The 24,176-nt window shown below is 58.9% G+C and carries 16 protein-coding genes; 2 read left to right on the forward strand and 14 right to left on the reverse strand.

Features of this window, described 5'->3' with window-relative positions:
- The first annotated feature begins 106 nt into the window (after positions 1–106).
- On the forward strand, positions 107–940 hold the full coding sequence (locus tag HB376_RS32370) for a GNAT family N-acyltransferase (RefSeq protein ID WP_213767736.1): 834 nt from the start codon (positions 107–109) through the stop codon (positions 938–940).
- A 228-nt stretch (positions 941–1,168) separates the two neighbouring features.
- On the opposite strand, the gene ppx is transcribed toward HB376_RS32370, so the two are convergent.
- Positions 1,169–2,686, reverse strand: coding sequence for an exopolyphosphatase (gene ppx, locus HB376_RS32375; protein WP_213767737.1), 1,518 nt, complete (start codon positions 2,684–2,686; stop codon positions 1,169–1,171).
- Positions 2,687–3,017: 331 nt separating this feature from the next.
- On the opposite strand from ppx, the gene ppk1 reads away from it, so the two are divergent.
- Entirely contained in the window at positions 3,018–5,081 is a 2,064-nt protein-coding gene (gene ppk1 / locus HB376_RS32380) for a polyphosphate kinase 1 (RefSeq protein ID WP_213767738.1), read from the forward strand.
- A gap of 78 nt (positions 5,082–5,159) precedes the next feature.
- Here ppk1 and phoR read toward each other — a convergent pair whose 3' ends face one another.
- The 13 genes from phoR to HB376_RS32445 all read right to left on the reverse strand — a co-directional run bounded on the left by phoR (position 5,160) and on the right by HB376_RS32445 (position 24,103).
- Positions 5,160–6,473 (reverse strand): phosphate regulon sensor histidine kinase PhoR, encoded by a 1,314-nt coding sequence (gene phoR / locus HB376_RS32385; RefSeq protein ID WP_213767739.1) that lies wholly within the window; start codon positions 6,471–6,473, stop codon positions 5,160–5,162.
- Positions 6,474–6,562: 89 nt separating this feature from the next.
- Positions 6,563–7,273, reverse strand: a complete 711-nt coding sequence (gene phoB, locus HB376_RS32390) for a phosphate regulon transcriptional regulator PhoB (protein WP_089159157.1) — start codon at positions 7,271–7,273, stop codon at positions 6,563–6,565.
- 60 nt (positions 7,274–7,333) lie between these two features.
- The gene (phoU, locus tag HB376_RS32395; protein WP_213767740.1) at positions 7,334–8,038 is read right to left on the reverse strand and encodes a phosphate signaling complex protein PhoU; all 705 of its coding nucleotides are present in this window, start codon (positions 8,036–8,038) and stop codon (positions 7,334–7,336) included.
- A 60-nt stretch (positions 8,039–8,098) separates the two neighbouring features.
- Positions 8,099–8,854 (reverse strand): phosphate ABC transporter ATP-binding protein PstB, encoded by a 756-nt coding sequence (gene pstB, locus HB376_RS32400; RefSeq protein WP_213767762.1) that lies wholly within the window; start codon positions 8,852–8,854, stop codon positions 8,099–8,101.
- A gap of 149 nt (positions 8,855–9,003) precedes the next feature.
- Positions 9,004–9,900, reverse strand: a complete 897-nt coding sequence (gene pstA, locus HB376_RS32405) for a phosphate ABC transporter permease PstA (RefSeq protein ID WP_213767741.1) — start codon at positions 9,898–9,900, stop codon at positions 9,004–9,006.
- Positions 9,897–10,880, reverse strand: a complete 984-nt coding sequence (gene pstC, locus HB376_RS32410) for a phosphate ABC transporter permease PstC (RefSeq protein ID WP_213767742.1) — start codon at positions 10,878–10,880, stop codon at positions 9,897–9,899. The genes pstA and pstC overlap by 4 nt, the downstream gene beginning before the upstream one ends.
- Positions 10,881–10,971: 91 nt before the next feature.
- Positions 10,972–12,003: a phosphate ABC transporter substrate-binding protein PstS gene (pstS, locus tag HB376_RS32415; protein WP_213767743.1), complete on the reverse strand. Its 1,032-nt coding sequence runs from the start codon at positions 12,001–12,003 to the stop codon at positions 10,972–10,974.
- 252 nt (positions 12,004–12,255) lie between these two features.
- On the reverse strand, positions 12,256–17,190 hold the full coding sequence (locus tag HB376_RS32420) for a YadA-like family protein (protein WP_213767744.1): 4,935 nt from the start codon (positions 17,188–17,190) through the stop codon (positions 12,256–12,258).
- On the reverse strand, positions 17,145–18,047 hold the full coding sequence (locus HB376_RS32425; protein WP_213767763.1) for an ESPR-type extended signal peptide-containing protein: 903 nt from the start codon (positions 18,045–18,047) through the stop codon (positions 17,145–17,147). The genes HB376_RS32420 and HB376_RS32425 overlap by 46 nt, the downstream gene beginning before the upstream one ends.
- Positions 18,048–18,773: 726 nt before the next feature.
- Entirely contained in the window at positions 18,774–20,132 is a 1,359-nt protein-coding gene (glmM, locus tag HB376_RS32430) for a phosphoglucosamine mutase (protein WP_213767745.1), read from the reverse strand.
- An 81-nt stretch (positions 20,133–20,213) separates the two neighbouring features.
- Positions 20,214–21,122 (reverse strand): dihydropteroate synthase, encoded by a 909-nt coding sequence (gene folP / locus HB376_RS32435; protein WP_213767746.1) that lies wholly within the window; start codon positions 21,120–21,122, stop codon positions 20,214–20,216.
- Positions 21,123–21,348: 226 nt separating this feature from the next.
- Entirely contained in the window at positions 21,349–23,244 is a 1,896-nt protein-coding gene (ftsH, locus tag HB376_RS32440; protein ID WP_031363393.1) for an ATP-dependent zinc metalloprotease FtsH, read from the reverse strand.
- A gap of 196 nt (positions 23,245–23,440) precedes the next feature.
- Positions 23,441–24,103: an RlmE family RNA methyltransferase gene (locus HB376_RS32445; RefSeq protein WP_089159164.1), complete on the reverse strand. Its 663-nt coding sequence runs from the start codon at positions 24,101–24,103 to the stop codon at positions 23,441–23,443.
- Positions 24,104–24,176 lie beyond the last annotated feature (73 nt).

Raw genomic sequence — 24,176 nt, forward strand, 5'->3', positions numbered from 1 at the left:
GACGCTTCATTGAATCGTCATAGTCACGCCATGCGAGCGTCATTCGGAATACTTACATTGGCGGCTAAACGGTAATACGTCAGCCAAATCCACTTGGGGGTTGCCAATGCAGAAATCGACGACGCTCGCTTTATTGAGCACATCGAATGGACTGAGCGGGTCTGGTGGCTCGAACGTTGCTGAACTCCGCCGGCGTTTGCCGAGTGCGGCGGAGACCGTGGCGGGGCAACATCGGCTGCGGGTATCGTGGGCGCATTCCGAAGCTGAATTGCGCGAAGCGCAGCGCCTGCGGTATCGCGTGTTCGCCGATGAGATGGGGGCACAACTGAAGGGTCCGGCCGGCCTGGACGTAGACGCGTTCGATGCCTTTTGCGACCACTTGCTCGTCCGCGACCTGAACACGCTGAAGGTGGTGGGAACGTATCGCGTGCTGCCCCCGCATCAGGCGGCGCGCGCCGGACGTCTCTATGCCGAGAGCGAATTCGATGTATCCCGTCTCGCGCATCTACGCCCGAAGCTGGTGGAACTCGGCCGCTCGTGCGTGCATGCGGACTACCGCAGCGGTGGAGTGATCATGTCGTTGTGGGGCGGCCTGGCCGCGTACATGAAGCAGAACGGCTACGAGACCATGCTGGGTTGCGCGAGCGTCGCAATGGCGGACGGTGGCCACTACGCCGCCGACCTGTACGAAGGGTTGGAGAAGGAAGCGCTGACGTCGCCGGAATACCGGGCGTTTGCGCATACACCGTTGCCGGTGCAGGAACTGCGGACGGGCGCCAAGGTAGCGCCGCCGCCTTTGCTGAAGGGCTATTTGCGTCTGGGCGCGAAAATCTGCGGCGCGCCGGCGTGGGATCCCGATTTCAATACGGCGGACTTTTTGACCTTGCTGCGCATATCGGAGATAGGGGACCGCTACGCGCGTCACTTCATGGCCGACTGACAACGCCAACGAGCAACAAGAAAAGCGGAAGAGACGAAGCGCGCCAGCGATAACGATCAGACCAACACCGCTGGCGGCACGTACTACGATGCCGCAATAACTGCGCGTGACGGGTATTCCGTTCAAGCGTAAAAAATAGGTTCGAAGTCCGTACTACTTTTTCACAGGGAGACGGTCGAGGGATCAACGTGGCCCAAGAGAAGCCGTCGCCCTCCTCCGCCGGACCCCTCAAACGCCCGTATAAACCACCCGATACGGCTTGCCGATCTTCTCCCACTCAGCCGCTTCCTGAACGAGGCTGTAGTCGGTAAGCGGATTGAGCGAGACCCAGTCGTTGGGCAAACGCACATCGAAGCCGCCGTTGGCCAGCGAAACCTGAATGGCCGGAAACCCGACATCCGCCCGCCGCCGGCAAAGCAGCGCCGCAAGCCGCAGACAAAACAGCAAGGTCCAGTCGACATCCCGAGCTTGCGACAGCTTGCCCAACTTGCCCACATGCCCAAGCACCAGGCCGGCTAACCGGGCCTGATCAGTCCGCGAGAACCCGGGCATATCCGCATGACTCGCGATATACGCAGAATGCTTGTGATAAGCGCTATGCGAGATAGAAAGCCCGATCTCGTGCAATGCCGCCGCCCATCCCAGGAACATCTGATTTTCGATCCGCCGGTCGGCGTCGATATCGATCGCTTCGATCTGCTCATAGAAACCGATTGCCAGTTCGGCAATACGGTCCGATTGCTCGCCATCCACCGCATAGCGCCGCTTGAAGCCTTCCACCGTCACCGTACGCATGTCCTGGTGCTGCGTGCGCCCCAGCAGGTCATAGAGCACGCCAAGACGCAGCGCGCCATCGGTGGTATCGACGTATTCAATCCCCAGCTCCTCGAACACGCCGAGCATGATCGACAAGCCGCCCGCCAGCACGGGAATCCGGTCAGACTTCAACGCGATCAACTTCAGCCGGTTCACATTCTCAGCCTTGATCAGCGCCTTCTTCAGCCGCTCCAGCCCGCCGCGTGAAATGCCGTGGGTAATGCCGGGATCGTTGAAACCGTTTGCTTCGATCAACTCGGCCAGCGCCCGCGCCGTACCCGACGATCCAATTGCCTGATCCCAGCCCGTCTGTTTGTATTCGCTCGAGATAATCTCGATTTCTCGCTTGGCGGCGAGTTCGGCTTGCCGCATTGAATATTCATCGACATTGCCGGCTGCGAAAAACTGCCGGCTGTGACTCACGCAACCTATATACAGGCTCTCCATATGAATGGGCGTATAGTGCGAGCCGATAATAAATTCCGTCGATCCCCCGCCGATATCCACCACCAGCCGCTTGCCCGCGCTCGCCGGCACCGAATGCGCAGCACCCGCATAAATAAGACGCGCTTCTTCCCGTCCGGCAATCACTTCAATGGGAAAGCCAAGTGCGTTCTGTGCTTCGGCCAGGAATTCGTCAGCGTTTTTAGCCACGCGCAGCGTGTTGGTCGCGACCGCGCGCACGTGGTCGGGATGAAAGTCCCGCAGCCGCTCGCCGAACCGCTTCAGCGCGTCCCAGCCGCGCAGTTGCGAGGCCCGGTCGAGGAACTTGTCCCGCGACAATCCCGCCGCGAGCCGCACGGGTTCACGCAGCGCGTCTACCTGATAGATCGGGCTGCCGGAAGGCGTCTCCTCGACGCGGCCAACAATCAGCCTGAAGCTGTTCGATCCGAGATCTACGGCTGCCAAAAGATGAGGGGGGTTGACCATCGATTTTCCAGGTTCCGTAGGGTTGTGCCCGCGAGCTCGTTGCAACCAGACGCGGTCCGGGCAGCATTTGAACACGCCGAGCCGCAGCAGCGCGCCAATTTTAAGTCCAAGCGGACGACTGTGCTGGCCTGGCAAATAATCCAATGCAGCAAACTGCGCCAATGAATCGATTTCAATTGTTAGCCGAAATTGGGCGAATGTCGCCAGGATCAACCATATCCGAGACGTGCGTTAGATTTATGACACCATGTTTTCACAAAAACGTCATCATACTGTGGCCCATTCCGAGCGATCCTTGCACATTCTGATTTTTTGACTGCCAATACTATCGATGTCCTTACGCTATCCCCTTCTTAATCGCGAACTGGGCATTCTGGGTTTTAACGAACGAGTATTGTCGCAGGCCGCCGACACCGGCGTCCCGCTGCTCGAACGGCTCCGCTTCATCTGTATTACCAGCAGCAACCTCGACGAGTTTTTCGAAGTCCGCATGGCCGGCATGCAGGAACAGATGCGCGACAACCCGGGCTCGCTCTCGCCCGACGGCATGTCGCTGCAGCATGTGTACGACCTTGTGGTCGAACGCGCGCATCGCCTGGTCCATCAGCAATACGTCATGCTCCAGGACACCGTGTTTCCCGCGCTGGAAAGCGAAGGGATCTACTTTCACGGCGTGGAATCATGGACCGAAGCGCAGACGGGCTGGGCGCGCGATTATTTCCAGAACGAGTTGCTGCCGGTGCTGACGCCAATCGGACTGGACCCCGCGCACCCGTTTCCGCGCGTGCTAAACAAGAGCCTGAACTTCGTTGTCGAACTGGAGGGCCGCGACGCGTTCGGCCGCCAGGCGATGATGGGCATCGTGCAGGCGCCGCGCGCGCTGCCGCGGCTCGTGCGCATGCCCGAGCCGCTGTCGGGGTATCCGCACGGCTTTGTGCTGCTGAGCTCGCTGCTGCAGCGTTTTGTCGACGCGCTGTTTCCGCATCTGGTCGTGCGCAGTTGCAACCAGTTTCGCATCACGCGCAACAGCGAATTGTTCGTCGATGAAGACGAAATCACCAACCTGCGCGTGGCGCTGCAGGGCGAACTGCCCGCGCGGCATCTGGGCAATGCGGTACGTCTGGAAGTGTCGGCGGAGACGCCACCGCACATGATCCGGCGCCTGCTTGACGAGAGCGAACTGAACGACCGCGATTGTTATCGCGTGAACGGGCCGGTCAATCTCGTGCGCCTGATGCAGTTGCCCGAGATGGTCGACCGGCCGGACCTGAAGTTCGTGCCGCATATTCCGGCCGTGCCGAAAGCTATTGCGGCCGCATCGAACATGTTCGATGCCATCGATCAGGCCGATATCCTCCTGCACCATCCGTACGAGAGTTTTCAGCCCGTGCTCGAGTTGCTGCTGCAGGCGGCCAAAGATCCGCAGGTGGTGGCGATCAAGCAAACAATCTATCGGACCGGTACGGACTCGCCACTGATGGACGCGCTGATGCAAGCCGCGCGCAACGGCAAGGAAGTCACCGTAGTGGTGGAACTGCTCGCGCGCTTCGACGAAGAGACGAATATCAACTGGGCGTCGCAGCTCGAAGCCGTGGGCGCGCATGTGGTGTACGGCGTGGTCGGCCACAAATGCCACGCGAAAATGATGCTGATCGTGCGGCGCGTGTCGCACAACGGCAAGATGATGCTCAGGCGTTATGTGCATCTCGGCACGGGGAACTATCACCCGCGTACTGCGCGTCTTTATACCGATTTCGGCGTGATGACTTCGGATCAGGAAGTCTGCGAAGACGTGCATCACGTGTTCCAGCAACTCACCGGCATCGGCGGCGAATTGCGCTTGCACCAGCTCTGGCAAGCGCCTTTTACGTTGCATCCGAATCTGATGGAAGCCATTCGTGCTGAAGCCGACAACGCGCGCGCGGGAAAGAAAGCGCGGATTGTCGCGAAGATGAATGCGCTGCTCGAACCGACCGTGATCATCGCGTTGTATGAAGCGTCTCAGGCAGGCGTGAAAATCGACCTGATCGTGCGCGGTGTCTGCGCGTTGAAACCCGGCGTGGAAGACCTGTCCGAGAACATCACGGTGCGCTCCATCGTCGGACGCTTTCTAGAGCATCACCGCATCTTTTATTTTTACTCGGGCGGAGAGGAGAAGGTGTATTTGTCGAGCGCGGACTGGATGGACCGCAACTTCTTCCGGCGCGTCGAAGTGGCATTTCCCGTGAATGACCGGCGCCTGAAACGGCGCGTGATTGCCGAAGGACTCTCAGTCTTTCTCGGCGATAACCAGTCGGCATGGCTCATGCAAAGTGACGGCCATTACAAGCGCCGCCGCCCGGGCAAGTCGATGCGTAATGCGCAACTCGGCCTGCTCGCGAAGTTCTGCCCTTGATGTTTTGATGTTGCCGCGGCTTGGGGCGCGCGCTGCCTTCCAGGCACGTCAAGCCGTTGCAAACCCCTGCAAGCTCATTCAAGCCGCGATCGACTTTCTCATCGCCGTGCGGGCGGCCGAAAACTTGACCGAGAAGGTGCTTCCCCGCCCTTCCTCGCTCTTGACTTCGAGGTCGGCCAGATGGCGTTGCAATACATGCTTCACGATCGCGAGCCCAAGGCCCGTGCCGCCGGTATCGCGCGAGCGGCTTCTATCGACACGATAAAACCGCTCGGTCAGACGCGGAATATGTTCGGCCGGAATACCGAGTCCGCTATCGCGTACTGAAAACACCGCCCGATCGCGAACGCGCTGCCACGAGACGTCAATGGTTCCGCCGTCCGGCGTATAGCGAATCGCATTCGTCACGAGATTCGCGAGCGCACTGACAATCTCCGTTTCCGAACCGGACACCGTCAACGCTTCATCAATATCGAATGTAATTCGATGTCGGCCATTCGAAAGATTATCAGCGTCTTCTTCAAGGTGGCGCAGAACCGCGCGCATATCGAGAACGTCGTCGCTCGGTGGTTTGACATCGCCTTCCAGATTCGCGAGCACGAGCAGATCGCGCACGATGTTCTGCATGCGTGACGACTGCTGCTCCATCATCTCCAGATAACGCGCCCGGTCGGATTCATCCAGCGGCAACTCGCGCATGGTTTCAAGAAAGCCGGATAGCACGGTCAGCGGCGTCTTCAACTCGTGCGAAACATTTGCGACAAAATCCCGGCGCATGGAATCCGTTCTTTCCAGTTCCGTTATGTCCTGGGTCAGAATCAGCTTCCGGTTTTCACCATAGGGGAATATTTGCACCGACAACACATGCTGCCGGTTCAGCCCCATCCCGCGCATCACCAGCACCGACTCATAATGCTGCGAAGCGAGATAACGAACGAAGTCGGGTTGGCGTACGAGATGCGTGATGTGCTGGCGCAGATCGCGTTTGGCGTCGAGCCCGAAATGCGTTTCCGCGATGGCGTTGCACCACTCTATCTGGTCGCTGTCGTCGAGCATGGCCACGCCATTCGGTGACGCCTGAATGCCCTGGATAAACCGTGAATGCTGCTGCTCGACCTGGCGCACCTGCGCGTGCCAGCGCTTCGCAAGCTTATGCAGCCGATAATAAATCTCGCCCCACACGCCAGGCGCGCTCGGCACTTCGCCGTACACGGGCGCGTCGAGCAAACGCCACAAGCGCTGCGTATGAAAGGTGGTGAAGAGGGTTTGCAGAACTAGCATGACGAGCGCAAAACAGAGCGCGGCGCGCACTCCGAACAGCACGCCCACAATCCCGCTCAATACCGCGAGCAACGCGAGGGACACGAGGGAACGCGTCCAGATGATATTCATGAATTAGCGGGATCGAGATTATTGCCACGCGACCACAATTGGCCGCGGGCTTCATTCACTCTTCTCAAGCACTCTTCTCATTTACTCCATCAAGCACTCTTGGCCAGCCTGTAACCACTGCCGCGAACCGTTTCAATCATAGCATCGCAACCAGCCGGCTTTAAGGCTGCCCGCAGACGCTTGATATGCACGTCCACCGTCCGCTCTTCCACGAATACATGGTCGCCCCATACCTGATCCAGCAATTGCGTGCGGCTATGCACGCGCTCAGGATGCGTCATGAAGAAGTGCAGCAAGCGGAACTCGGTCGGCCCGAGATCGAGCTTGATGTCGTCGCTACCCTGACCGTTCGAATGCGCCGCTACCCTATGGGTCGCCGGATCGAGGCGCAAGCCGTTGATCGCGACCACGTCTTCCGTCAATTGCGGCGCGCGCCTGCGCAATACCGCCTTGATCCGCGCCATCAATTCTTTCGGCGAAAACGGCTTCGTCACATAATCGTCGGCACCAATTTCAAGTCCGAGCACCTTGTCCTGCTCATCGCCACGGGCAGTGAGCATGATGATCGGAATATGTTTCGTGCGTTCGTTGCCCCGTAATTCCCGCGCAAAGGCGATGCCGGATTTACCCGGCAGCATCCAGTCGAGAAGTACTAAGTCCGGCAAGACGTCGCTGATCAGGTTTTGCGCCTGTTCCGCGTTATAAGCACGAATGGGGCAATGGCCCGCGTGTTGCAGATTCACCGAAATCAATTCGGAAATCGCGGGTTCGTCTTCTATAACGAGAATGCTGCTGGGCATCGGCACCTCTGTAACCTTCTTCGCGTAAGTTGAACAACTGACATCTGAATCACAAAAGAATCAGCTCAGTGCTTCGCGTTCGAGTTGATCGCGCGACACATGGCGGACATCCGTTCCCTTCACAATGTAAATAATGAACTCCGCAATGTTCTTTGCATGATCGCCAATTCGTTCGACCGCTTTAGCGATGAACAGATAGTCGAGACCCGCCGAAATCATGCGTGGATCTTCCATCATGTACGTCACCAGCTTGCGCACGAACGCACGGAATTCTTCGTCGATGGCTTTGTCGTCGCGAACGATTTGAGCGGCGGCGACCGTATCCAGGCGCGCGAATGCATCTAGCGCACGGCGCAGGATGGAGACCGCCATTTCGCCGGACAACTTGATTTCCGCGATGTTGACGTTACGCCCCATGCCATCTTCATTGATGCGCCTCACGCGCTTGGCGATCTTTTCGGCTTCATCGCCCGCACGCTCGAGATTCGTAATCGTTTTCGAAATTGCCATCAACAAACGCAAGTCACGCGCAGCCGGCTGACGGCGCGCGATGATGTTGCTGCATTCCTCGTCGATCTCGACTTCCATGGTGTTCAGGCGCGTCTCGGCGAGCACTACCTCTTCGACAATATTCATGTCGAACGTATTGAGCGCCTGCATGGCCTTGATGATCTGGGACTCGACCAGACCACCCATTTCCAGCACCTTCGATGACACCGCATTCAGATCGGCGTCGAACTGGCTCGACAAATGTTTATCGGACATATTTGCTCCTGAAGTCCTTTTTTAGCCCGTGTGACCTGGCGGCAAACTCCGCCGCGCGATTCAACCAAACCGGCCGGTGATGTAGTCTTCCGTTTCCTTTCGGGACGGTTTGATGAAGATCTTTTCCGTATCGCCGAATTCAATCAATTCGCCCAGATACATATAAGCAGTGTAGTCCGAACAACGCGCCGCCTGCTGCATGTTGTGCGTGACGATCACCACCGTGTAATCATCCTTCAGTTCGGCAATCAATTCTTCAATGCGGCCCGTCGAAATCGGGTCGAGCGCGGAGCACGGTTCGTCGAGTAACAGCACTTCCGGGCGAATGGCAATGCCGCGTGCAATGCACAGGCGCTGCTGTTGTCCGCCCGACAGGCCATAGCCGCTTTGCGGCAGCTTGTCCTTCACTTCGTTCCAGAGCGCCGCTTTCGTCAGCGCCCATTCCACGCGGTCATCCATCTCCGAGCGCGACAGTTGCTCGAACATCTTTACGCCGAACGCAATGTTGTCGTAGATCGACATGGGAAACGGCGTCGGCTTCTGGAACACCATGCCCACGCGTGCACGCAGCAGCGAGATATCACGGCTGGTATCGAGCAGGTTGTTGCCGTCCATCAGGATCTCGCCTTCCGCGCGCTGCTCCGGATACAGCGCGTACATCTTGTTGAACGTGCGCAACAACGTGGACTTGCCGCACCCCGACGGACCGATGAACGCCGTCACCTTATGTTCAGGAATCCGCAGGTTAATGTTCTTCAGTGCATGAAACTTGTTGTAGAAGAAGTTGAGGTTGTTCACCTCGATCTTCGGTTTCATCGATCCGACCGGCGGCGCCTGATGGGCCGGCTTGAAGCCCCCGGGTGTTGCACCGCGCTCAACCGTGCTGGAATGGTCACCGCTGGCGGCGGGATTAGCGCTCCGGGCGCTCACATCGCTTGCGACTGTGTTCATGGAATGATTCCGCCTTATTTTTTCGAGAAGATCGTGCGTGCCAGGATGTTCAGACCGAGCACGCCGAGCGTGATCAGGAACACGCCGGCCCACGCGAGCGCTTGCCATTGGGGGAACGGGCTCATCGCGAACTTGTAGATCGTGACGGGCAGGTTGGCCACCGGTTGATTCATGTCCCACGAGAAGAACTGGTTGGACAGCGCCGTGAAGAGCAGCGGCGCGGTTTCGCCGGTGATGCGTGCAACAGCCAGCAGGACGCCCGTCACGATGCCGCTGACCGACGCCTTCAGCGTGATCGAGACAATCATCTTCCACTTCGGCGTGCCGAGTGCGAAGGCGGCTTCACGCAACGCGTTCGGCACGAGCCTCAGCATGTTCTCGGTCGTACGGATCACGATCGGGATCTGCAGCAACGCCAGCGCGATCACGCCGGCCCAGCCGCTGAAGCGGCCCATTTGCGCAACCACCAGCGCATACACGAACAAGCCGATCACAATAGACGGCGCCGACAAGAGGATGTCGTTGATGAACCGCGTCACGCTCGCCAGCCAGCGCTTGTCGCCGTATTCAGCGAGATAAACGCCCGCGAGAATGCCGAGCGGCGTGCCAACGCAAGTCGCGAGAACCACCAGCATCAAGCTGCCGACAATGGCGTTCAGCAACCCACCGCCATCGGTATTAGGCGGCGGCGTGTTCTGCGTGAACAACTCAATCGACAAACCGCCGATACCCAGCTTCAGCGTTGTATAGAGAATCCAGATGAGCCAGAAGAGGCCGAACGCCATGGCCGCGAGCGACAACACCAGCGCGACGACATTCTTGCCGCGGCGGCGGCGCTGCAATTTGTTGCGCGTGGCTTCTTCCCGTTCCGGATTGCCGGAGCCGGGGAATTGAATGGTGGACTGGCTCACTTGGCGCCCTCCCCTTTTTCAAGTCGAAGCAGCATGAGTTTGGACAGCGACAACACAATGAACGTGATCAGGAAGAGGATCAACCCGAGCTCCATCAACGCCGATGTATGCAAGCCCGGACTCGCTTCGGCAAACTCGTTGGCGAGTGCCGAGGTAATGCTGTTGCCTGGTGAAAACAACGAGACGTTATCGAGCAGATTGGTGTTGCCGATCACGAATGTCACCGCCATCGTCTCGCCGAGCGCGCGGCCGAGGCCAAGCATCACGCCGCCGATCACACCGGTCCGCGTGAAAGGCAGCACGATTTTCCACATCACTTCCCACGTCGTGCAGCCGATGCCATACGCCGATTCCTTCAGCAGGACCGGCGTGACTTCGAACACATCGCGCATCACGGCCGCGATGTACGGAATGATCATGATCGCGAGAATGACGCCGGCACACAGGATGCCGATGCCAATTGGTGGCCCCTGAAAGAAGCGGCCGATAAGCCAGACATCGCCGAGCAGTTTGCCCAGCGGTTTTTCGAAATACGTCGCAAAAATGGGGGCAAAAACGAGCAGGCCCCACATGCCATAGACAATCGACGGGATCGCCGCGAGCAGTTCAATTGCCACGCCGAGCGGCCGGCGCAGCCATGCGGGCGCGAGCTCAGTCAGGAACAGCGCAATGCCGAAGCTCACAGGCACGGCGATGATCAACGCGATGATTGAGGTGGCGATGGTGCCGTAGATAGGCACGAGCGCGCCGAAACTATCGGTCTGCGGATCCCACTCGGCGCGCCAGAGGAAACTGAGACCAAATTTTTCAAGCGTAGGCAGCGAGGCCACGACCAGCGAGACGATAATGCCGCCCAGCAGCAGCAGCGTGACGACGGCGGAAAGCCGCGTCAGCCCACCGAAAACGATATCACCGAGTCGGCTCGGAGCGCGTTGAGCGCGGCTGGCCGGCGGAGTCGATGCGAGGTTGATGTCCGACATGGGAACCTTCGGAAGGGCCGCGCGGCGGATGCCGCGCGGCAATACGGACCAAGAAGCCGGATGCTTGTTGCTTAACGCTCAAAAATGCGGCTTACTGCGCGACTGCCTTGCCCGACGCGTCCTTGACCTTCGATTTCCACTGCGTTTCGATTTCGGCGACAACCGAATCCGGCAACGAGATGTAGTCGAGATCGTTTGCTGCTTGCGTGCCGTTCTTGAACGCCCAGCCGAAGAACTTCAGCGTTTCCGCGCCTTGCGCTTCCTTGTCCTGCGTCGTGTGCAGCAGCACGAAGGTTGCGCCCACGATCGGCCATGCGTCCTTGCCCGGCTCGTCCGTCAGGATCTGGTAGAACGACTTCGACCAGTCCGCGCCCGCTGCCGCTGCCTTGAACGTTTCCGTTTTCGGCTCGACCACTGCGCCCGACGAATTCTTCAGGCCGACGTACGTCATCTTGTTTTGCTTAGCGTACGCCCATTCCACGTAACCGATAGCACCCGGCAGACGCTGAACGAACGCGGCGACGCCGTCGTTGCCCTTGCCGCCCGTGCCCGTCGGCCAGTTGACCGTCGAACCTTCACCCACCTTGGCTTTCCATTCGGCGTTCACCTTGGACAAGTAGTTCGTCCAGATGAAGCTCGTGCCCGAACCGTCGGCGCGGCGCACGACGGCGATGTCGTCATCCGGCAGCTTCAGCTTCGGATTCAACGCGACGATAGCCGGGTCGTTCCATTTCTTGATCTTGCCGAGGTAGATGTCGCCGAGAACTTCACCCGACAGCGTCATCTCGCCTGCTTTGATGCCCGGCACGTTGATGGTCGGTACTACGCCGCCCACTACCGTCGGAAACTGGAAAAGCCCCTGCTTTGCCAGTTCGTCATCTTTCAGCGGTGCGTCCGAGCCAGCGAAATCCACCGTCTTTGCGATGATTTGCTTGATACCGCCCGAGGAACCGATGCCTTGGTAGTTGACCTTGCCGCCGCCCGACTTCTGGTACGTATCAGCCCATTTCGTGTAAATCGGTGCAGCGAAGGTACTGCCCGCGCCGGTGATGTCGGCTGCTTGTGCCGACATCGCGAACATTGCGCCGACGATGCCTGCGAGCGCAGTGTGCATCAATTTCATGTGATCTCCAGGGTTGTGAGCAAGTGGCTCGACACCGCGAAGGATAGGGCGTCAATGTGACAGTCCGATGACGATTGATGAAGGAAACGTGACAACGGGCTTACGATGACGAAAGTTCGGAGCATGGCGGAAATTCGACGGTTGCGTATTAAGGAAGCGCATTCTTACCTATGAATGCCGGGCGCACCATGAAAAAAAGGGCGATCCGGAAATCCGGATCGCCCTTTTTACCTCAATGTAACTTCAAGCGGTTTAGAACTCGTAACCTGCCTGCGCGCGCACGCCCGTGTCACCATTCGGCGTGACCGAAACCGCCGCGTTCATCAACCACTTGCTGTTCTCCGAACGATACGTCGCGCCTGCTGCAAAGGCGCTGTAGCCCTTGTAATTCGCCACGCCCGCACCCACGACCGTCTTGCCTGGCGCGCTAGGCATCAGGTTCGGCATGGCCATGGCCGCCGCTACGCCACTCATTGCCGATCGTTCGATCGACGACAAGCTGCTGCTTACGTCGTTGCGCAATGCATTCAACTGGTTCACGTTAGTCGCGTCGGTTCCATTGACACCCGGCGCCACATTAGTCACGCGGCGTTCGTTACCTGCCGATCCCATCGACACCGTGTTGGCTTCGTTGGCGACCGAGTTCGCGCCAATCGCCACGGAGTTGTCGCCCGAAGCGATGCTGTTGGCGCCCATTGCCATGGAATTGCTTCCCGAGGCTTGCGAGTTCCCGCCGATAGCCACGGCATTATCAGCAGTCGCGGCAGCATTGCCACCGAAGGCCGCCGACGAATCGCCCGAGGCCATCGAATGAGCGCCTGCAGCTGTCGAATTGTCGCCGGAGGCCGTGGAGTTAGAACCCGTTGCAGTCGAGTCATTGCCCGACGCTGCGGCATTCGCACCTGCTGCAGTGGAATTGTCGCCGGAAGCCGTGGAGTTAGAACCCATTGCGGTCGAGTCACTGCCCGACGCTGCGGCATTCGAGCCTGCTGCAGTGGAATTGTCGCCGGAAGCATCGGCATTCGTGCCCATCGCCGCTGCGTCTTGGCCTGTCGCCGTTGATCCGCCGCCCGATGCCTCAAGGTTGGCGATGGCGGATTCCGTGGCAGAGACTCGGGCGTTGGTCGCGCCGAGTTGGCTGCCATTGACGGCATCCGTGCTCGAGTCCGAAAGATCGCCCGCAGCCACGTTGGTCAACTGCACGGTCGCGCTTGAATCCGTGCCGCCCAGCGTGACCTTGCTGTGATCGGCGGAATCGTAGGCCACGGCGTTCGCAGCGGTCTTCGATACATCGGCGAGATCGCCCTTGATTCCAGCTATGTCCGCGCTGTTTTGCGTGACGCGGCCATCAAGGTTGCTGACGGCTGAACCGACATCGCTTACCTGTTTGCCGCCCACCGAGTATGAAGGCGCCGTCACGCCGCCGTTCGCGTCCACACTTGCTCCGCCGCCCAACGCCGTAGCAACGCTCGTCGATGCATTGAACAGCTGCGAGCCGTTGATCGCTTCCGAGCTGGCGCTGCTGACCGCGCCGTTTGCTACGCCGGTAAGCACGCGTGCGCCGTTCAGACCTGCGAAGCTGATGACGCCACCGCCCGTATTGGCGCCGACGCTAAGCGCCAGCGTCGTGGCGTCCTGGCGCACCAGTCCGGCCGTTCCGTCGTTCAAGTTGTTCATCGATACATTCAGGCTCGCAATATCCGTCGTGTTTTGCGTGACGTTCTGCGTGACCGTGTACAACTGCGAACCGTTCACGGCGTCAAGGCTGCTCGCCGATACATCGCCTGCCTTGACATTCGTCAGCGCCACGGGCGTGCCCGGGTTGCCGAGAGTGATCGTGTCGTGGCTGCTCGAATCGTAGCGAACCGAGTCCGCCAGAGCGGCGCCTTGATCGCTGACACTTTGCTGCACGGAGAACAATTGCGAACCGTTCACGGCCTCGGTGCTGTCTGCCGTCATTTGTCCCGCGGCCACGTTCTTGATTACCGTGCCTGCCGAGCCGCCCAGCGTCATCGAGCCATGTCCGGCGTCGTCATATTTGACGGTGTCGGCCATTTGCGTGTTCAGCGTGCTGATATCGCTGGTATTCGCTGCGATAGCCGTCGCGTTTTGCGCCACGTTCTGGTTCGTCGCGTAGAGCTGGGAGCCGTTCACCGCGTCCGTGCTCGTGGCCGATGAAATATCGCCTGCGGCTACGTTTGTGATCTTCGTGCCGGCTGGGCCGTCCAAGGTGATCGAGTCGTGTGCTGCGCTGTCGTATTTCACGGCATCGGCGACTTGCGTATTCAGCGTGCTGATATCGCTCGTGTTTTGCGCGATGTCGGTTGTGTTCGTTGCGATGTCAGCCGTGTTGGCGGCGATCGCCGTCGTGTTTGCCACTACGTTCTGATTCGTCGCATACAGTTGCGAACCGTTCACCGCGTCCCTGCTGGTTGCCGATGAAACATCGCCCGCCGCTACGTTCGTGATCTTCGTGCCGGCTGTGCCGTCGAGGGTAATCGAGTCGTGCGTTGCGCTATCGTATTTCACGGCATCGGCGATCTGTGTATTCAGCGTGCCGACTTGCGTATTGATCGTGCTGATATCGCTCGTGTTTTGTGCGATGTCGCTTGTGTTGGCAGCGATAGCCGTCGTGTTCGTCGCAATGTCAGCCGTGTTGGCAGCGATAGCCGTCGTGTTTGCCACTACGTTCTGGTTTGTCGCATACAGTTGCGAGCCGTTCACCGCGTCCGTGCTGGTCGCCGATGACACATCGCCCGCCGCTACGTTCGTGATCTTCGTGCCGGCTGTGCCGTCGAGGGTAATCGAGTCGTGCGCTGCGCTGTCGTATTTCACGGCATCGGCGATCTGTGTATTCAGCGTACCGACTTGCGTATTGATCGTGCTGATATCGCTCGTGTTTTGCGCGATGTCACTTGTGTTAGCAGCGATAGCCGTCGTGTTTGTCGCGATGTCGCTTGTGTTCGTCGCGGTAGCCGTTGCGTTCGTCGCGATGTCAGCCGTGTTGGCGGCGATCGCCGTCGTGTTTGCCACTACGTTCTGATTCGTCGCATACAGTTGGGAGCCGTTCACCGCGTCCGTGCTGGTTGCCGATGAAACATCGCCAGCCGCTACGTTCGTGATCTTCGTGCCGGTCGTTCCGTCCAGAGTGATCGAGTCGTGCGCTGCGCCGTCGTATTTCACGGCATCGGCGATCTGTGTGTTCAGCGTGCCGACTTGCGTATTCATCGTGCTGATATCGCTCGTGTTTTGTGCGATGTCGCTTGTGTTCGTCGCAATGTCAGCCGTGTTGGCGACGATAGCCGTCGTATTCTGAGCCACGTTCTGGTTTGTCGCATACAGTTGCGAACCGTTCACAGCGTCCGTGCTGGTCGCCGATGAAACATCGCCGGCTGCTACGTTCGTGATCTTCGTGCCGGTTGTACCGTCCAGAGTGATCGAGTCGTGCGCTGCGCCGTCGTATTTCACGGCGTCGGCGATCTGTGTGTTCAGCGTGCCGACTTGCGTATTGATCGTGCTGATATCGCTCGTGTTTTGCGCGATATCGCTTACGTTTGTTGCGATGGCCGCTGTGTTTGTCGCGATGTCGGCTGCATTGGCAGCAATAGCCGTTGTATTCGCAACTACGCTTTGATTCGTCGCATACAGCTGCGAACCGTTCACCGCGTCCGTGCTGGTCGCCGATGAAACATTGCCTGCCGCTACGTTCGTGATCGTCGTGCCAGTGGTGCCACCGAGGGTGATCGAGCTTAACGTCGTTTTGTCATAAGCGACGAATGCGTTTGTGGCGATTCCGGCCGTGTCGACCTTCAAGCCAGCTGCTTGAAGTTGGCCGTAGTTCACGGCATCGGTCGTTGACGATCCGGCCATGAGATTCACAATCTTTCGAGGGGCAACGGCAGAGCCCACTGCTACGGTGTTATTCCCTGTGGCGACCGAAGCCTGCCCGATCGCCACCGAGTTGTATCCGCTTGCCGTGGCCCCGGCGCCCAAAGCTGTTGAATAACCAGCCGTTGCGCTCGCTCCTTTGCCTAGCGAAGCAGATGATAGAGTTGCGCTCGCATGATATCCGACAGCTGTTCCACCACCGCTTGCCGACGTTGCCGTACCGACCGCCATCGATCCATATTGCCCACCGGCCGTCGCAACCGCACCACCGCCTATGGCGACGGTGCCGGTATAGTCACCGGTATCGGCTTGTGCGCCCGCGCCAATCGCCAATCCTGAGGCGCTACTGAGTACGGCATTATCTGTACCGTTATTCGCGCCGCTAACCTTAAAATAGGCAGAGTTAATCACTGACGTTCCGTCAGTAATGTGAAACAACTGTGCCCCATTGACCGCGTCCATGCTGGTCGCCGATGAAATATTGCCGGCTGCTACATTCGTGATCTTCGTGCCGGCTGTGCCATCGAGAGTGATCGAGTTGTGCGCTGCGCTAGCGTATTTCACGGCATTGGCGGCTTGCGTGTTCAGCGTGCTGATGTCGGTCGTATTCGTCGAGATAGCCGCTGCGTTTGTCGCAATGTCAGCCGTGTTGGCGGCGATCGCCGTCGTGTTTGCCGCTACGCTCTGATTCGTCGCATACAGTTGCGAACCGTTCACCGCGTCCGTGCTGGTCGCCGATGAAACATCGCCCGCTGCTACGTTCGTGATCTTCGTGCCGGTTGTGCCGTCGAGCGTAATCGAGTCGTGCGCTGCGCCGCCGTATTTCACGGTATCGGCTGCTTGTGTGTTCAACGTGCTGATGTCGCTCGTGTTTTGCGCGATATCGCCTACATTAGTTGCGATGGCCGCTGTGTTTGTCGCGATGTCAGCGGCATTGGCAGCAATCGCCGTTGCATTGGCAGCTACGCTTTGATTCGTGGAATAAAGCTGCGAACCGTTCACCGCGTCCGTGCTGGTCGCCGATGAAACATTGCCTGCCGCTACGTTCGTGATCTTTGTGCCTGCCGTGCCGCCGCCCAGCGTAATCGAGCTTAGCGCCGTGTTGTCATAAGCGACGAATGCGTTTGTGGCGATTCCGGCCGTGTCGACCTTCAAGCCTGCTGCTTGAAGTTGGCCGTAGTTCACGGCATCGGTCGTTGACGATCCAGCCATGAGATTCACAATCTTTCGAGGGGCAGCGGCAGAGCCCACTGCTACGGTATTATTCCCTGTGGCGACCGAAGCCTGCCCGATCGCCACCGAGTTGTATCCGCTTGCCGTGGCCCCGGCGCCCAAAGCTGTTGAATACCCCCCCCTGCGGTCGCCCCTTTGCCTAACGCAACAGATGATATGCCCGTCGAGAGAGTGTGATATCCGATGGCTGTTCCGCCCGCACCTCCATTGGCGGACGTACCGATCGCCATCGATCCATACATTCCGTTGGACGACGCTACCGCATTGCCACCGACGGCGACCGTGTCCGTATCGGCTCTCGCGCTCGCGCCGATAGCCACGCCTGAACCGCTGAGCACGGCATTATCGGTACCGTTATTCGCGCCGCCAACCTGAACATAAGCGGAGTTGATGACTGACGTTCCATCGGTAATGTGAAACAACTGCGCCCCATTGACAGCGTCGGTGCTGGTCGCACTGAGAGTTCCCGCTGCCACATTCGTGAGCTTGGTACCTGCCGTACCCTGGAACGTGATGCGGTTGTATGTCGAATCATCGTAAAGCACCGACGAGCCCGTCGGCGTCGCGCCGAACAATTGCGAACCCAGCATGGTCGAACCAAGAACCTTCGCGTTTCCGGTCGAACCCGTGGTCAATGAATCGCTATCGTCTGCCTGCAGGCTCACAACCGCATCCAGATTCCCGTTCGAGCCATCCGCTGCATCGGGCAAATCCACCTGATATCCGCTCGCAGGTACGCTGTCATCCGCCACCGCGCTACCCGACGACAACATGGCGATCGAAGCGCCCAAAGCCAGCGAAGCCGATGCCACCTTCATGGCAAGCTTGTTCTTGGCCGACTTGCCGCTGGACTTCACGTTTTCGCTAGCGGCCACATAGGTACCTGTGGAGCGGTTCAATACTGACTTGAATGACTTATTCATGATTAATATGTATTCCTAAGTTAAAGCTGTGTCTTCACACTAGCGATCGATTCGAGGCATCGCCCGAATCAGCGGTTCAATATGATCAGTTCGCCACCGATACAAAGTCCCCAGGCGCGGAGACTTTCAGAGAGCTATCGGGCGGCGGCGAACGATGAATGGATGAATCGAAATGAGGGGTTGCTCATCGCTCGCGTCAGAACCTACTTTATTAGGATGAGGCGAGGATTCTGATAGGCGTAGTCCTACAAAACGTTACAGAAAACGAAACACTTTATTGAGGCCATCGGGAATAGGTGAGCGCATGAAGCGATTGACGATCGTAAGCGCGGAAGTTGGCACTATGGAACAGGGTGGAGAGAAGCAAAGGCGCCCCGGCTCAAAACCGTTGCCCTTTCAGGAAGGAGGAGATTTCCCCAAGCAAGAACGCGCTTCCTCTCCTTCAATGCAGAGCGCTGGATTTACGCCGTTGACCCTTGATCCGGGAGCTTTATGGTTTTTAGCCGACGAGCTCTGGTCGCCCGCGTCTTATATACGTTTCTTGTATATCTGCCCGCCACTTGACTCCTCGGGGCCGTCCCACGGTCGCACTTCCGATCGTTCGCCGTGGTCCACTTACCTGCGCGACTTGCACCCACTGGCGCGCGCCCATGCTGTGCGCACAAGCAAAAAAACGCCACGGTGCTAACCGTGGCGTTTTTTTTTGTATCGGGCCCTTCGCTACGTTCAGGCCGTCGCTTCCTTCACGACCTTCGCAATACTTTCGGCGTGCGCGACTGCGTCCGCCTCCGATGCCGCCTCCACCATCACGCGCAGCACCGGCTCCGTTCCCGACGCGCGAATCAGCACCCGGCCATGCGACTCCAGCGCACGCTCAGCCTGCGCAATCGATTGCCTGATAGCGTCGCTGCTCTTCCAGTCGGCGTCCGGGCTCATTCGCACATTGATCAGCTTCTGCGGAAACAGCGTGACGCCCTCGAGCAGGTCGGCAAGCGCCTTGCCGCTGCGCTTTATCGCCGCCAGCACGAGCAGCGCGGAGACAATGCCATCGCCCGTCGAATGGCGGTCGAGCGACAGAATATGGCCGGAGCCTTCCGCGCCCAGCATCCATTTGTTCTCGCGAAGCTTCTCGAGGACATATCGGTCACCCACGGCCGCGCGCACGAACTGCACGCCCGCCTGCTTCAACGCCACTTCCACCGCCATGTTCGTCATCAATGTGCCGACGGCGCCATCGATTTTTCCATCTGTCGCAATCCGGTCTTTCACAAGCACGTAAAGCAGCTCGTCACCGTTGTAGAGCCGGCCGGAGGCATCGACGACCTGGAGACGATCAGCATCGCCGTCGAGCGCAATCCCGATGTGCGCCTGATGCTCTTTTACCGCCTTGACCAGCGCGTCGGGAGCCGTGGCGCCCACGCCGTCGTTGATATTGAAGCCATTCGGCGATACCCCGATGCTCACCACTTCCGCGCCCAGCTCGTGGAACACCTGAGGCGCCACGTCGTACGCGGCGCCATGCGCGCAGTCCACCACCAGCTTCAGGCCGTGCAGATCGAAACTGGCCGGGAACGTACTTTTGCAGAATTCGATGTAGCGGCCGCGCGCATCGTCCAGCCGGCGGGCCTTGCCCAGCAATTCCGACGGCGCGCAGGACATCGGTTCGTCCAGTTGCGCCTCGATTTGCAACTCGACCTCATCGGGAAGCTTGTTGCCATCGGCGGAGAAAAACTTGATGCCGTTGTCGTAGTACGGGTTATGCGATGCGCTGATCACCACGCCCGCAGCCAGGCGCAGCGCACGCGTCAGGTAGGCGACACCCGGCGTCGGGATCGGGCCTGCCAGCATGACGTCAACGCCCGCCGCCGAAAAACCCGACTCCAGCGCCGCTTCCAGCATGTATCCCGATACCCGGGTGTCCTTGCCGATCAGTACCGTCGGGCGGCCGCCGCGCTGCGCCCAACGGTCCGCTCCCGCCAGTACTTTCCCTGCTGCATAACCCAGCCGCAACACGAAATCAGGCGTGATTGGAGCCTCACCAACCTTGCCGCGAATACCATCTGTTCCAAAATATCGACGTGCCATTGTTGCTTGTATCCCTGCGCGCAGTATTAAAGCGCTCTATATGTGTTCAATAACCGTAATGCGTTTGCAAAGTCTAAACCGTCAGACATGTTCATTGGGTGCAGAGTTGCCAGCATTACGCACCGCTTGCCATACCTTCAATGCGTCGGAAGTCGCCGCGACGTCATGCACGCGCACTATCGATGCACCGCGCTCCACCGCGCACACTGCCGCCGCTACGCTCGCCGGCACCCGGTCGGCCGGTCGCGTCCGGCCGGTCACCGCGCCGAGCATCGACTTGCGGGACATTCCAGCCAGCAAGGGCACGCGCAGCGTCGAAGGACGTGTGTCGGCTAAACGGGCCAACAAGTCATAATTATGACCCGTCACGGATTTACCGAAGCCAAATCCGGGATCCAGGCAGATACGTTCTACCGCCAGCCCGGCGTCAGTCAGCGTTCGCACGCGCTCCTCGAAGAATTCGCGCACCGCCTCCACCACGTTGAGATACACAGGCTCATGCAGTTGCATGGTTTGGGGCTCGCCGAGCATGTGCATCACGCAGAGGCCGCACGCGCTGTCCCTGACCGCATCGAGCGCGCCTTCGCGGCGAAAACCCCAGATGTCGTTGACCATATCCGCGCCGGCGTTCAGCGCGGCGCGCATGACCGCGGGTTTGTAAGTATCGATGGAAAGCGGCACGCCCGCCGCCCTCAATGCTTCGATTACCGGGATCACGCGCTCAAGCTCTTCGTCGAGCGGCACGGGCGGCGCGCCCGGGCGGGTCGACTCACCGCCAATATCGATAATGTCTGCGCCGTCGCGAATCATTGCTTCCGCCCGCGCGAGCGCCGCTTCACGCGCGACGAAACGACCGCCATCGGAAAATGAATCCGGGGTGACATTGAGGATGCCCATGATCAGCGGGCGCTCGAAGGTCAGCGTGAACCGGCCGCATTGAAGCGGTTGAGCAACGGTGTGAAGCCTGTTCGGGGGAGGTGAAGACAGCATAGTGGTCCGGCCAGACGATGATGAATGATGCTGCGTTTGTCGATTTCAAGAACGCGTCGGTCCGCCATTCGAAGGAAGTGCATACCGCGGAGCTTAAGCGGCGGAACTCAAGCGATCGCCAGTTGAACCGGTGAATCTGCTCCGTGCGGTCTCAAAAAACGAGTCCCAACGGAAAAGGGCTGGTGTGAAAACACACCAGCCCCTTCTGTATTGCCTCAGGATCGCGTCAGGCTGAAGCAGGAGCCGTGGCGTTACCCGGTTTGACTTCCGCGCCAGCGTTTCCACCACCCGACGACGGGTCGCTTGACGGCGGCGGCAGATTCTTCGGCGGACGCGGCGGACGACCGCCCATGATGTCGCTGATCTGCTCTGCGTCGATGGTTTCCCACTCCAGCAACGCCTTCGTCATGGCTTCGACCTTGTCGCGGTTGTCTTCCAGCAGCTTGCGGGCGAGGCCATATTGATCGTCGAGAATCCGGCGAATTTCAGCATCGACCTTTTGCTGCGTGGCTTCGGATACCGTTTTTGACGCCATCTTGCCAAACATGCCGTCCTGCTCGGTATCGACATACACCATCGTGCCGAGCACATCCGACATACCGTAACGCGTCACCATGTCACGTGCCATCTTTGTCGCACGCTCGAAGTCGTTCGAAGCACCCGTTGACATGGAGTTCAGGAACACTTCCTCCGCTGCACGGCCGCCGAACAGGATGGCGATTTCCTCAAGCATCTTGTCGCGATACAGATTCACGCGATCATGCTCCGGCAACTGCCACGTGATGCCCAGCGCCCAGCCACGCGGCATGATGGAGACCTTGTGAACCGGATCTGCATGAGGCAGCAACTTGGCCACTACCGCGTGACCTGACTCGTGATAAGCCGTATTGCGACGCTCTTCTTCACGCATCACGGCCGACTTGCGTTCCGGACCCATGAAGATCTTGTCTTTCGCATCTTCGAAGTCCGCCATTTCGACGATCCGCTTGCCGCGACGGGCCGCGAACAGCGCCGCCTCGTTCACAAGGTTCGCCAAATCAGCACCGGAAAAACCCGGCGTACCACGTGCAATCACCGAAGCGTCGACGTCGTTCGAAATAGGCACCTTGCGCAGATGGACCTTCATGATGTGTTCGCGACCGCGGATATCCGGCAAACCAACGTACACCTGACGGTCAAAACGGCCCGGACGCAGCAGCGCTTTGTCCAGTACATCGGAGCGGTTGGTCGCGGCGATCACGATCACGCCGGAATTCGCTTCGAAACCGTCCATTTCCACGAGCATCTGATTCAGCGTCTGTTCGCGTTCGTCGTTACCGCCGCCCATGCCGGCGCCGCGATGACGGCCCACAGCATCGATTTCGTCGATAAACACGATACACGGCGCGTGCTTCTTGGCCTGCTCGAACATGTCGCGCACCCGAGCCGCACCCACACCCACGAACATTTCAACGAAGTCCGAACCCGAGATGCTGAAGAACGGTACTTTCGCTTCGCCGGCAATGGCGCGCGCCAGCAACGTCTTACCCGTACCCGGAGGCCCGACCAGCAACACGCCGCGAGGAATACGTCCACCCAGCTTCTGGAATTTCTGCGGATCACGCAGGAAGTCGACTAGCTCGGAGACCTCCTCCTTCGCTTCGTCACAGCCTGCGACATCGGTAAAATTGATTGCGTTGTTGTTCTCGTCGATCAGCCGCGCTCGCGACTTGCCGAACGAAAACGCTCCGCCTTTCCCGCCGCCCTGCATCTGCCGCATCATGAAGAACCAGAAACCGATGATCAGGATCGTCGGTCCGAGGTAATACAGCGCGGAAACGAGCGCGTTCGGTTCGTCGTCGGCCTTGCCGCTGACCTGAACGCCGTACTTCATCAAGTCGCCGACCATCCAGATATCGCCAGGCGACACGATTTGATATTTCTGACCGTCTGCGGGAGTAACGGTGAGATTACGACCCTGAACGGTAACAGTCTTGACCTTACCGGTCTTCGCGTCGTCCATGAATTGCGAATACGAAACGCCTTCCTGGACGCGGGGCTTGTCGAACTGCTTGAACACCGTGAACAGCACCAGTGCGATAACCAGCCACACCGCTGCCTTAGAGAACATATTGTTGTTCAAAGCACCACTCCTTCACTCATAGACGGGCGCCTACATTCGCCTTGCGGCACCACCAAAGCATTCTAATCCAGACCGCAAACCCCTGCTATAGCCTTTAACTAGCGCAAAGATAGCGGCCGGGACCCGATGTTTGGACATATCCGGCAAAACGCCTACCGGGACACCCGGTCCCCAGCGGCGTTTCCACCCGCAACTCTCAATCCCGACGCTTGAGTTGCCTGCCCAAAATAAACGTTTCGGACGATTTATCGCGCGACGCCTTCGGCTTGCGCGGCGCGACGATTTTGAATTGATGCTTGAACTTCTCCACTATTTGACTATAGCCGCTGCCATGAAAACATTTGACCAATAAAGCGCCTTCCGGCTTCAGATGGTTCTGCGAGAAGTCCAGCGCCAGATCGCACAAATGTTCCATTCGCGCTGCATCCGCGCTGGCAACCCCTGAGAGGTTGGGGGCCATGTCGGAAATTACAAGATCAACCTGATGGTCTCCGACGATTTCCTTCAATTGATCCAGTACCGAGTCTTCGCGGAAATCACCTTGAATGAAAATCACGTCGGCAATCGGCTCCATGGGCAGCAGGTCGAGCGCGATGATCTTGCCATCGATCCCGCCTTCGCGCGTTTCACCGCGCTTGGACCCTTTTGCCAATTGGTTGCGCGCGTACTGGCTCCAACTCCCGGGGGTCGAGCCGAGGTCGACAATGATCTGGCCCGGTTTGATCAACTTATCCTGCTCGTCGATCTCCTTCAGCTTGTATGCCGCGCGCGCCCGATACCCCTCGCGCTGCGCGAGTTTCACGTACGGGTCGTTGATGTGGTCGTGCAGCCACGAGTAATTGAAGCGGTTTTTTGCCATTAAGAATGAACTCTTGCTGCGTGAAGCTGTGCTTTTAGCGGATAATACGCGTCTAATTCGGGCTGCTGCTCAT

It is taken from the genome of Caballeronia sp. dw_19 (genome assembly GCF_018449515.1).
Taxonomy (GTDB): Bacteria; Pseudomonadota; Gammaproteobacteria; order Burkholderiales; family Burkholderiaceae; genus Caballeronia.

Coding starts and splice junctions, on each gene's coding strand:
- HB376_RS32370 (WP_213767736.1), top strand. CDS start 107: ATGCAGAAATCGACGACGCTCGCTTTATTGAGCACATCGAATGGACTG.
- ppx (WP_213767737.1), bottom strand. CDS start 2,686: ATGGTCAACCCCCCTCATCTTTTGGCAGCCGTAGATCTCGGATCGAAC.
- ppk1 (WP_213767738.1), top strand. CDS start 3,018: ATGTCCTTACGCTATCCCCTTCTTAATCGCGAACTGGGCATTCTGGGT.
- phoR (WP_213767739.1), bottom strand. CDS start 6,473: ATGAATATCATCTGGACGCGTTCCCTCGTGTCCCTCGCGTTGCTCGCG.
- phoB (WP_089159157.1), bottom strand. CDS start 7,273: ATGCCCAGCAGCATTCTCGTTATAGAAGACGAACCCGCGATTTCCGAA.
- phoU (WP_213767740.1), bottom strand. CDS start 8,038: ATGTCCGATAAACATTTGTCGAGCCAGTTCGACGCCGATCTGAATGCG.
- pstB (WP_213767762.1), bottom strand. CDS start 8,854: ATGAAACCGAAGATCGAGGTGAACAACCTCAACTTCTTCTACAACAAG.
- pstC (WP_213767742.1), bottom strand. CDS start 10,880: ATGTCGGACATCAACCTCGCATCGACTCCGCCGGCCAGCCGCGCTCAA.
- pstS (WP_213767743.1), bottom strand. CDS start 12,003: ATGAAATTGATGCACACTGCGCTCGCAGGCATCGTCGGCGCAATGTTC.
- HB376_RS32425 (WP_213767763.1), bottom strand. CDS start 18,047: ATGAATAAGTCATTCAAGTCAGTATTGAACCGCTCCACAGGTACCTAT.
- glmM (WP_213767745.1), bottom strand. CDS start 20,132: ATGGCACGTCGATATTTTGGAACAGATGGTATTCGCGGCAAGGTTGGT.
- folP (WP_213767746.1), bottom strand. CDS start 21,122: ATGCTGTCTTCACCTCCCCCGAACAGGCTTCACACCGTTGCTCAACCG.
- HB376_RS32445 (WP_089159164.1), bottom strand. CDS start 24,103: ATGGCAAAAAACCGCTTCAATTACTCGTGGCTGCACGACCACATCAAC.